General features: G+C 44.3%; 7 protein-coding genes. 1 reads left to right on the top strand and 6 read right to left on the bottom strand.

The genetic code is table 11. The annotated features are described in order from the left end of the window. Window positions 1-9 precede the first annotated feature (9 nt). The gene (locus tag EL341_RS10910; protein WP_074822819.1) at window positions 10-1143 is read left to right on the top strand and encodes a sterol desaturase family protein; all 1134 of its coding nucleotides are present in this window, start codon (window positions 10-12) and stop codon (window positions 1141-1143) included. A gap of 115 nt (window positions 1144-1258) precedes the next feature. Here EL341_RS10910 and EL341_RS10905 read toward each other — a convergent pair whose 3' ends face one another. The 6 genes from EL341_RS10905 to EL341_RS10880 form a co-directional block, all read right to left on the bottom strand. After that, window positions 1259-2635 (bottom strand): hypothetical protein, encoded by a 1377-nt coding sequence (locus EL341_RS10905; protein ID WP_047781389.1) that lies wholly within the window; start codon window positions 2633-2635, stop codon window positions 1259-1261. Window positions 2636-2727: 92 nt separating this feature from the next. Further along, window positions 2728-3345 carry a penicillin-binding protein activator LpoB gene (gene lpoB, locus EL341_RS10900; protein WP_197723504.1) on the bottom strand — a complete coding sequence of 206 codons (618 nt, stop codon included), beginning with the start codon at window positions 3343-3345 and terminating at the stop codon, window positions 2728-2730. A 57-nt stretch (window positions 3346-3402) separates the two neighbouring features. Further along, window positions 3403-4773 (bottom strand): COG3014 family protein, encoded by a 1371-nt coding sequence (locus EL341_RS10895; protein WP_126467781.1) that lies wholly within the window; start codon window positions 4771-4773, stop codon window positions 3403-3405. Window positions 4774-4967: 194 nt separating this feature from the next. Next, the gene (locus EL341_RS10890) at window positions 4968-5651 is read right to left on the bottom strand and encodes a phospholipase D-like domain-containing protein (RefSeq protein ID WP_126467779.1); all 684 of its coding nucleotides are present in this window, start codon (window positions 5649-5651) and stop codon (window positions 4968-4970) included. A 314-nt stretch (window positions 5652-5965) separates the two neighbouring features. Then, window positions 5966-6538 carry a rhomboid family intramembrane serine protease gene (locus EL341_RS10885; RefSeq protein ID WP_074823698.1) on the bottom strand — a complete coding sequence of 191 codons (573 nt, stop codon included), beginning with the start codon at window positions 6536-6538 and terminating at the stop codon, window positions 5966-5968. A 7-nt stretch (window positions 6539-6545) separates the two neighbouring features. Beyond that, window positions 6546-11483 (bottom strand): DNA repair ATPase, encoded by a 4938-nt coding sequence (locus tag EL341_RS10880; protein WP_114986798.1) that lies wholly within the window; start codon window positions 11481-11483, stop codon window positions 6546-6548. Between the last annotated feature and the right edge of the window lie 183 nt (window positions 11484-11666).

Below are 11666 nucleotides of genomic sequence, written 5' to 3'. Positions count from 1 at the left end.
AGTCTAAAAATGAATGCACTGGCAATACCGTTGGTGGTTATGATTGGCCTAATGTTATTTGAGCTGTGGGTATTAAAAAACTTTCGCGGGCAGGTTATTCCTTGGGTTGATGTTATTTTCAATCTGAATTCCGGTCATATTTTAATGTGGCTATTTCGCGGTGTGGAAATTGCCTGTTTTGCCTGGGTACTTAATTATTTCAGCTTTGATTTGTTTTCATCGGTTAGCCCTTGGGTGTGTTGGGTATTTACCTTTTTCGCCTGGGATTTCTGTTTTTATTGGCTACACCGGTTGCATCATCAGTGGCGCTTTTTATGGGCTATCCATGAAGTTCATCATCAGGGAGAACACTATAATTTGTCCTTGGGAATTCGTAACTCGTGGTATTCCTCATTAAGTTCTATCCCGTTTTTTACCATTTTGGCAGTGATGGGTGTGCCGCTGGAGATTTTCATTACCGTATCGAGCATTCATTATGCGGTACAGTTTTATAACCATAATGATGTTGTCGGCCATTCGGGCATTCTGGAGCGCTTTATGATTACTCCAGCACATCATCGTATTCATCATGGTGCCAATAAGCAGTATATCAACACCAATTATGGCGGCACGTTTTTGTGGTGGGATAAGTTGTTTGGGAGTTTCCAGCCGGAATTAACCGAGGTCAGCATTGTTTATGGTGTACCGAAGACGACCAAAACCAATAATCCATTCTGGGCCAGTAACCTACCATTTTTTCGGTTTTTACGGTTAAAAGAACCAAATATTAAACCGGGTAAGGTCTTTCCGGTATCGATTAAGCTGCTGGCGACGGGAGGCGTGCTGCTATTTGGTATCGTGCTCTATTATATTCACCATGAAGGCACTTGGGAACAGAAGTGGCATCAACCGATACTGTTTACTTTAATTCTGAGCGCGACATTAACGCTAGGCGCTATTTCTGACGGTAAGGTATGGGGTTGGTTAGGATGGATTGCGATCGGCCTGCTATTGGCCTTTTGTGGGCTATTTTATCTGCCTGTAGTGGACATTTTTGGCGTGCTGCTATTTTCTACGCTGTTGCTGCATACGTTCTTAAGCTTTGGCTATGTAATCAGAAACAATGGCAAGGGGATTGAAGCGTCTTCTTTGAGTGAGGATTAGTTTAGGATTCGATTAATGACGAGCAGAATATCCATAGAACCTAATTTAACCAAGGTTTGACAATAAAATAGCCAACCGAAGTTGGCTATTTTTATTTTTCAGATTTGTCATCCCACTATTTCAGGAAGACGCCACCTGAGTCACCCAGTCTTTGAGCATCAGCTTTTGGTTTCGGCTTAGCTTTAGGTTTAGCTTGAGTCGTTTTCGCCTCTGCTGCTTTCTTCTCTACTGGAAGAGGGGCAGCCAGACGGGCAATAGCCCCTTTCTCAACGGCGTCAATTTTACCGCTTTCTACGATGCCGTAAGAAATTTTGTCTTTAATCGAGTTAATGACAATAGTTGCTACTTTTTCTTCAGCCGCACCGAGTACTTCACCGGTATCTGGATCGACCAGAGCTTCGCCTTGAGAGAAGATATCAAAGCGATCGCCATCGTAAACCATGGCTTCACCGCGGTTGATAATCACTTGTCCGTTGGTTACTGCGACAACTTTAGCGGGGGTTAATTTGTTGACAATTTTATCAGCAATAACGTCGCTAATTTGCTTACGCGCTGTCTCAATGTATCTGCCACCTTGCTCAAATACGCTGGAGTCAGACCACTGGATACCGTGGGTTGCCGCTTCAAGCAGCGAGTAACGTACGGTAACTTTGGTTTTGTGCGAACTGCTAACATCAAACTCACCGGTTAAATCAACGCTGGTTACTTTAGTGGTGGTTTTCACACCGGCTTCAGTGACGTTAATAACCAGAATATAATCAGCGGGAAGGGCGCTTTGCTTAATATCAATAGAGTTATTTAGACGGCCTTCCAGAAATTTCTCTTCCTGTTCAAACGCTTTGTCATTCGTCGAGCTACGATCTAATACGGTAAAACGTTGTGATTGCACGATACGGTCAGTGATTTCCTGACGTAGAGTGTTAGCAAATGCTGAACGACTACGGTTACCGGTAGTAATAACGGCTAAACGATCGCGTTTGGACGAAGCTTGTGATGTTTTACGTTCAACTTTATCGATTTCAACGGTCAAAACAACGGTACAGCCTTTGGCATCACAATCACGAGTTTTAACTTTATAGCCTTTAACGGTACCCGAGCTGCGCGTATCGATTTGCGCACTTTTGCCGGTATTAACGGTTAAGTCACGATTAGCGTTACCGCCTACGTTAACATCGAGATTTTCTGTATAAGTACTGTCTACGCCTTTGTTACCCAAAAAAGAGTCATCTTTGTTCTTTTCGTTCTGAACGTAGGTGCCTTTTCCTTCGATAGTGGCATCAACTTTATCTTTGACACGAACAAAATCACCAGCGCGTTCTGACTGCGTACTTACGGTCATTCCGTTAACCTGACGAACGGCATCCGCTAAAGCCGAATCAACCGCTTTTTCGTAGGTTTCACCATATCCCTGTGCTTCAACGGTTTCAATTTTTGCATAAACTGCAGGTGAAAACGCCAAAAGACCAACCAGTACCAAGATCCATTTTTTCATTAAGAAAGCCCTAATGGATTAAACACGTTTATGTTATGCCGCAGAACGATTGTGGTTCTGCGGCATAACGCCAGAATAGTGACAGTAGCCGATTACCAGCTTGCGGTGCGGTTGTCGCCACGCTTGATGATTGGATACTCTTTTTCCCAATAGGCTAAGCCATCGTCCAGATTGGTCAGCGTTAGCTGGAAATAGTATTCAACTTGCTGTGTTTTAGAGTTAACACGTTGGTTTTGTTGAATGATTTTACCGGTTAATGAGAAGTCTGGTGCGATTACACGGCCATCTTTCTTAACGGTTTTTTGGTTAACCATTTTAGATTTACGCAGCTGACGTACTTTACGCGTCATTTCATCTTCTGGTCCATTAGCGGTAATCGCTGTTGTAACCACAAAACGACCTGAGTTTAACAGGCTAGAGCGGATTTTTTTGGTTAACTGATCGGTATCGATACGTTGGTCAGTGTCGTTAACAATGCCGGTTACGGTTAGCACATAACGACCGCCTTGTGGATGAACAAGTAAGTCTGAACTTAACATGTCGTCAACCATATTTTGGGCAGCCATTTCAAAATCTTTATAGTCCAGTCCCATCACGGCAACGTTATCGTTCTTACTATCAACATAGTAAGCGCCTTCCTGAGCACAGCCGGTTAAAGAAAGGGCAAAGGCCGCGGCAAGAAACGTTTTTTTGTTTAAAATATTCATCATCAAAGTTCTCAATACAGTTTAAAGGTCAGTGCGATAACGGTGCCTAACTGAATAGGTCTACATCGCATTCTTACTGGTTAACACGTTAACCTGCGGTGTGGTACTCGCATTCAGAGCACGCACATAAACAACAACGGGTTGAGGCGTTGCCGGTAAATCGACAGTTATTGGCGCTCCGCCCGACGGACTTAATTGCACTTGACCGCTTTTTGGCCACTTCACGTAGGTCACCTGAAAATCGTAAGGCAGCGTATGCCAGCTACGAATATCAGCCTGCGTGGTTACCGCTTGAGCGATACCGGTGATAGCGCCGAGTATCCTTACGGTACTGTTGTCGGAATTCATCATCGAAGCTTGTGCTGCAGTTTTTAGCACCGCTCTGGCTAATTCCTTGATAAGGATACCGGTAAATTCCGTTTTAAATTCACCCTGGATAATTTTATCCATGTTGGCGAAGGATTCCGTTTTGCCTCCTCCATTGACTGAAAGATTAGAAAACGCCGGGCTACCTGACTCAAGGGTCGGTAAAGCAATACCGGCATAAGCTACACGACTCGTGACTAAAATTAATGGTAAATCGACGCGGCGTTCTACTTTTTTAGACGAGGTTCCATTTTCAAAAATAACCCAAACCCCGGGTGCTACGCTACGACCTTTGTTGGCTAAATTAAGGTCAGCGCGAATTTGCTTGCTTCTGGTCAATGCATAGGCGCGTTTTAGGCTCTCTTTGGCTTTATTTAAATCAGCGGCACTTTCATTGTTAATCAGGAAGTAGAGACCATGCAGATAGAGTGAGGCCGGGTTAATATAACCATCATAGGGCGCCCATTTTGAAACATCGATACCCGATCCTTCAAGCGTTTCCATGGATTTAGAGTAGCTTTCCCCAAGCTTATTACTTTTTACTTCATTTTTTTGTGCATTAATTTCTTTGGAGAAATACTCTGCGGCACGGCGTTGACGGTCATCGACGCGGTTCCATTCTACTCGGGCATTAGCGAAATCAGACTGCTGCCAAAAGTTAAGGGCTTTATAGGTATTCACCATCACGCGGTCATAAACTCGCGGGGTGTAATCCATAATGTTGTCGTTAACTACCATGGATGCAGCTTGGCTGAAACCGGATGCGGCTAAATTCTGAGTTTCGTTATCTTTGATCAGGTTTTCTGCACCATCAAATACTTTGGTTGAACGATCAAGCTGATTAGTCATACGTAGCAGAGCACCTGCTTCCAGCGACCATAATAGCTCGGTGGTTGCATCAGTCTCAGCGGTGACGCCTTCAGTTAGTGCGATCTTTTGTGCTACTTCCAGATTTCCTTGAGAAATTTCGTAGTCAAAGTTCTTTCGAGATGGTGGATTAGAACAAGCCGCCAGAACGAGAGCAATACCACAGCAAAGCGTTATACGTTTTATATTATTATTCATAGTGTTTCTGTTATTTTTATAGAAAGTCACGATATTACATAAAGGGACATCAAACCGAGGGAACTTTATGCAATCATTGCGTAGAGTGACACTTCCTTTTTGAGGGAGTATATCTACCTTTTTTTGAGGGGTAAACTGAAAAGCGGTCTTTGATTTTTTTACCTCCATTTGCTTTATTTTCAGCAGATTATTCATCAACTAAACCTCTGCCACAGCTTAATAAACTCTTGTTGATAACGGGTTAAAAGTTCAGTGGAATCGGTGATCAGAATATTTTCGCAGTTGTGCAGCGATGTGCTTCTGGTCCAGTTAAAACTGCCGTTTAGCAGGTAAGTATCATCGAAAATAGCGAATTTATGGTGCATATGATAAGGACTATTATCGGTAACGATGGAGATCCCTTTATGTTGCAGGTAATCAATATCACTTCCCTGATCTTCTGATTTATCATTATCAGTGATAATACGTATCTGAACCTGGCGCTGGTGGGCACTGAGGATAGATTCGGTGATAGCGTCATCGGCAATAGTAAAAACGCATATATCGACTTTTTTCGTCGCCTGAGAAAGCATTGATCGAATTTTTTCCCGACAGGTTTCTCCTGGTGAGAAGTAGGCGGTAGAGTGGCTTTGCTTCTGTTGGTTGGCAATATCGAAGGTCTTTATGACGGTTTCTAACCATTTTAATACTGGCAGGAGGTTTTGAGGTGCGGTATCAAGCTGTTCTCTGACTAAATCAAAGGCAAGATTACGCATAAAGCCGGATTGTTCAGTACTTAAGGATTGGCTTAATTCTCTTAACTGAGTACGTTCACTGTGGCTTAATGTTAAATCAGCCAGCGTACTCTTCAGATATAACTCCAGTTCTTTATTTTCCATTACCTGTTTCTATCCATAAAACAATAATCAAGTAGATTTAATTTTCATTACGCGATATTCCAAATATTTTTGAACTGGATCACGTTATTTTATTGCTATTATTTTATCTTTTATTTAATTAAGCCTTATAACCGTAGTTTGCGATAATTGGATAATAAAATAAAGAGTTTGATCTCAAAAATTGACATGAGTGGATTTTTTTTCATTTTTTTGATGGTATTAACTCAATTTTTTAACAGGTGATCATTTCTTTGGTAATTTTTAATATAAAAATCTTTAGCGATAATAGGAAAGGGAATGAGGGAAATAATAAATTAAGGGGTGTGGTGACTTTTTTTTCTCATGAATTTTCTACTAATAAAAGCAAACGCACCTCCAGCAATGGCGCCTGCAATATGGCCTTCTGTTGATATGCCTGGTTCACTGGGGAGTAGTCCTGACGCCATGCCACCAAAATAAACTAAAATAAGCAGCGCCAAAATAAAATCTCGTATTCTGCGCTGAGTGAAGGCATTGATTAACAATAGCGACCATAAGCCAAAAATCCAGCCGCTGGCACCAATATGAATAGCCGAACGCGCAAATAGCCAGACTAATAATCCCTCCAGTAAAATGATAAAAACACTGGCTGAAATATAGTAGCGAATAGAATTGCTGAGTAATAATCCGCTTAAAATTAATAGCACCGGAAGATTGCTAAGCAGATGTCCCCAGTCACCGTGTAGAAAAGGAGAAAATAGAATACCCACTAACCCTTGGCTGGTACGAGGAAGTATACCAAACTGGTTTAAATAACCACTAGTCAGCGTATTCAGGCACTGAATGGCGATCAAGACGATCGCCAATATGCCAAGTAGTTTAATGCGCTGTTTTATCCACTGCTTCACTGGTCAATCAATTCCTCAGGGCTTGTACACTTTCTACCAGATCGGCCAGTTGAGCTACGACGCGATCGCCAACTTCCGCATTATCTCCGCCCAGTGCTTTATTCTTCATAAAGTCACGCTTTATCAGTCCCCAGCGTTGCTCTTCCTGAGGTGACATGATATTGCGGATTTCAGCCAGCTTTAATAAGTTTTCTTCTGCGCCACTGGTTAGCAGTTGAGCTTCACCTAAATAGTGATCGTCAAGAATGCGGCGAACTTCGGCCGGATTCATCACCGCCGAAATTTTCTCCGTCAGTTTATTCATATTACGATAGCTACCCTGAAGCTTAAAGCTCGGTTCAGTACGGTATTTATCTGACTGTGCAGCACTGGCGATATATTGCTGATTCACTTTTAACACCACGTCTCGCAGCGTGATTAATCGTTCAAGAATGGCAACAATTTCGGCGATCTCCGCTTCACTGTATTGATAGCTCAGCGCATTATTAGAGAACGGTTTACCCATTGCTTTATCAACAAATAAATACAGATCGCTCATGTTTCTCAGTGCCAGCGGTGCCAGTACCGGATTAGAGGTTAAGCTGTTTTCAATATAGCTCAGGGCAAATGCCTCTTCCATGCCACCCAGAACTTCGCCGAGATTATAAATATCCGCGCGGTTGGCCAGCATATCAGGAATTTTAAACACTTCGCCTGATTCGGTATAAGGGTTACCCGCCATCACGACACAGAATTTTTTCCCGCGCATATCATAAGTTTTGGTCTTGCCTTTCCATACCCCTTCAATTCGCCGGGTACCATCACAAAGAGAGATGAATTTTTGCAGGAATTCGGCATTGGTATGCTGGATATCATCGACATACAGCATAACGTTATTGCCCATTTCCAGTGCCAGATTTAATTTCTCTAATTCCTGACGGGCGGTGGCATTCGGGGCTTGCTGTGGATCCAGCGACAACACATCGTGACCTAAGGCTGGTCCATTAATCTTCATGAATATCAGGCCTAGGCGATTTGCGATATATTCCATCAGTGTGGTTTTACCGTAGCCGGGCGGCGAGATCATTAATAGTAAGCCCATCAGGTCGGTACGTTTTCCTTCACCCAACGCACCAATTTGTTTAGCTAGATTATCGCCGATGATCGGCAAATAAACGTCATTGATCAGCTTATTACGCACGAATGAACTGAGAGGGCGAGCCTTAAATTCATGCAGACGCAGCTGATTTCTCTGCTGGCTTAAGACTTCCTGACGCAGTTCCTGATAGCGATGGTAGGCTGGAATGAACTGCTTGCGTTGTTTACGCATCCGGCTGAAATAATCATCCAGGCTAAGCGTCAGGGATTGGTTTTGAATCAGAGGATGCTCACCCATCAGGTTTGTCACGGTGAAGTGCAAGTCGACTTCACTAAACCGGGTCTTTATGCCTTTATCTAACAGCAGGATGACGATGGCTTCCGAAATATAGCTTTTTAGATTTTGATATTCTGGCAGAGAGCAAAGCCCTTGCAACCAATTGTCTGCCAATGACCAACGTTGTGACCAGCGTTTGGCTAAATTCTGCTGTGAGCGGTTGAAGTCGCCCCACATATGGGCTTTTTCTAACTGGGACTGTAAGCCTTCCGACAGGGTACGAGCATATTTGCTAAAGCTGAATTCAACCGGTGTTCGGCCTAATGCGAAGCTCAAGTATTCAGCAGCCTGTGATTGTTGATAAGGCTGGCAGGCAATTGGGTATTGTTCAAGAAATAGGCTGAGTTCCGCTTCAATTTCAGCTTGAAGATCCAGTAAACCGGCATCGTTACGAAATAGCTGATGAATATTGATGCTGGTACGCGCTCGCTCTGGCCAAAGAGCGGGTAACTCTTGGCTATGAACATGCTGCCAGAAAAGGACGGCAATGCTGCGAGCATGTGGATTAAAGCGTAACAGATCGGCACTTTCCCCAACGGGGATCAGTTTCTGTAAAATGGCTACCGCATCGTGATCGTGGATGCCTTTCTCATAGCCTTCTTTATAGCGTGGTGAGGCAAAATCACGGACCAATTTTTCTAGCGCTTCTGGTTTATTAACCAGCGCTTTTAGGTTCTCGAGGCTCAGTCCATCCAATTCTTTGCTGGCGGCGTAAATTAGTGAGTAGGCCAGATACTCGGCCCGGTAAATATCCGGCGATTCTGACTCCAGCGATATTTGCCAGTACTCTTTCAGGGCTTCTAATTCAGGGCTATCAATAGGCTCTTGATAATCCGTACCCGTCAGGTGCAGATATAGTCGATCGCCTCTTGGCAAAATGGTCAGATCCAGTTCCTGTGTATTGACACTGAAACGATGGCGCGGACCCAGTTTAATTACGTTACCACCGTCTTCAAATATTTCGGATTTATCGCGCAGGCTGCGAATCGCTTGATCGCGGGCAGCCTTAAATTTGGCATCAATATCGTCAGCTTTAACGCTGTCTTTGAGTGCGCGTAAACGCTCGACAATTTCCCGGGTTTTTAATGACAGGGGGTCGGAAGCAAAGAACGCATTTAGCTCATCAAGAGTAGTGAACTTGGCCGTTCGGCGCTGTAGGCTATCCAGCAGCCGTTCAGCGGCAACCTGTAAATTCTGTGACTTGCGTTGACGTTCATCCAGTAGCGATTGCTTATGGGTTTCGAAGGTTTCCAGCATTTCTTCGCGTTTGCTTAGAATGTCATTGAGGAATTCTTCGTGTTCGTTGAATTGGGTTTCCAGTTCTTCCAACTGCACCAGCAGACGCGAGAGCTGTTCGTCACAGCGTTCAGGATCCGTCGCCAGCGTCAGCGCATTGGTAATGCTCTGGCTGAAAAGTTTAAATTGAGCGCCAAATTGGGCGACAGACTCCACCGAACTCTGTTCTTTACGGCGCTGCTGTAAACGTGCTCGCGCCTGATTCAGGCGGGCATAGATTTCTGAAATCGCCTCGATGATATGGGTTTGCTGTGTGGTGTCTTCGAACTTTAGTGAAGCCATCAAATTCGAGAGCATATCCAAATCAGCAGACATCTTGTCCATGCCGGCCATCGGCTCAACCAGTTGTGAACTGTTGGCGGCGGCCTGAGTTTGCTTATCTAACGCCTGCAATTGATCGGTGAACGGTTGCAGGGCTTGCTCGCTGGCAAGGAACTCCGCCGTAGCCAATGAGATGCGTTCCTGACTTTCAGCCAATTGTTGTTCCATCTCATCAAGACGAGACAAATCAATATAGCGGTAGTCGCGCAGGGTAATCAGATGACCTCGTTGCACGCTGAGATCATTCAGCGCATCAACAAACTGCTGGGCGTTATGCCAACTGTCAGGCAACATCAGAGACAAGAGCTGTTTCTGACGCGATGTGGCCTCATTCATGGCTCTGGTTGACTGACGACGAATACTTTCTACTTTCTCGTATTCATCCAGTACCAGTTCGCCAGTGTTGGCGATTTCTTTCAGCAGAATAGTGGCATTCAGGCTGTGTTCATCATTGAGCCAGTAATAAAGATCGATCAGTCGGCGAGCGTCTTGGCACAGTTTTTCATACAGCTGTGAAGATATCTGCTGCTGTTCAATCTCTTTGGCAATATGGTAGAGGTCGGATATTCCGCGTACCAGCTCGGCGTTGCCAATGCGTCCAAAGAAGCTATTTTTAGCCGGCTGTAGCGCAGCAAATTCATCGGAATAGAATGGCGTTTGCCAAACCTGCATCGGGTGAATACGCGTTGGCTCATCTGATTGACCTTCAAACAGAACCATACGGCCATCTTCCAGCATGGCATAACCATGGCCGAATAGCGGATTCTGCAATTTACGTTCAATCATGTTGTAGTTAAACAACGCCAATCGACCGAAATTGGGTTCGTAAAAAATATACATCACGTCTTCGCCATTAGGCGATCGACGAATACGACGGAAACGCATTCCATCCATCGGCTGGTCAAACGTTTTGTATTCACCACTTTGTAGATAATAGCCACCGGGGAAGATAATACCGTGATCTTCCGGAAGCTGAATACAGGCAGAACCAATCGCATCAATACGCTGTACGGTTTGAGTGATGGTGTTATAAACCAGATACCGCCAGGTATCTTCTCGGTAAGGCAGAATTTTTAGCAGAATCAGGCTACCGGTTTGGGCATACTCAATCTGTGCATCATCCAGCGATTGGGTTTTGTCTAACACCGCCTCACGGTAAATTCCCAGTCCATCTTCAGTATTGTTTTCACACTTGATGGTCAGGTCACCACCGATAGTTTCAACGAAGACGGTATCCAGAATGTTCATGTGTGGATGGCGGCCGTTAATCGCATTTTCGCGAGTGGTTTTTTGCCATTCAAAATCATAGGCCGGGGGCAGGGCGATATCTCGCTCACCACGGTTATCAATATATTTTATTTCAGTTTTATCACTGGAAATGGACCAGCGAAACACCCGAATATCGGTAATGCGCTCACCGATTTGAAAGCTGGCCAGCAGCTTGCCGTCACGTTCAACTAATTGCAGTAACTGGGTGTTTTTATAATAGGTATACAGTTCATTAAAGTCTTGAACGAAGCTGGTGATATTCAGGAAAGTGCCGGTTAAAGGAACCGACTCAACATCATATTCACCGTTTTCTTCTTTTAGTCGATACAGTGAAAATACGTCTTCAATGCGGGTTTCTTTCTTGAGTCCAATGAAAACGTTATAGCCGAAGAGTAACCAGTCGCCAACGCGTACAATATCCCGGGCGACGCAGTTATTTTCGGTACGGATGCGCATACGCCCAATGATATCCATCTGGCTTTTGCCAAACTCTTCCAGACGGCGTTGGTTTAGCTGGTGCGCTTTGTCGTGTATTTGTTGACCCTGTTCAGATAAACGCTTACGTAAAATATCATAGGCACCGCCTTCAGCAACGGCGTTATCCAGTAATTCTTGCTCGCGATTATTCACTTGGCTATCTGACATGGCGTTTAACGTTCCCTTGATCGAAGTTGACTTTATAAGCGTTAACTCGGGTTCCGTATCATGGCGCAAACGTCCTGTCTGGTCATGCGACATGCTGTATTGACGGAGAAATTAACTAAGATAAGCCCATGGAAATAATAGGCTTATCTTAATTAATGCCATGAAGCGACCAGACTACTGCGG

It is taken from the genome of Pragia fontium, assembly GCF_900638655.1.
GTDB classification, from domain to species: Bacteria; Pseudomonadota; Gammaproteobacteria; order Enterobacterales; family Enterobacteriaceae; genus Pragia; species Pragia fontium.
The sequence above is the reverse complement of the archived record's forward strand: the minus strand, read 5'-3'. Positions and strand labels throughout refer to the sequence as shown.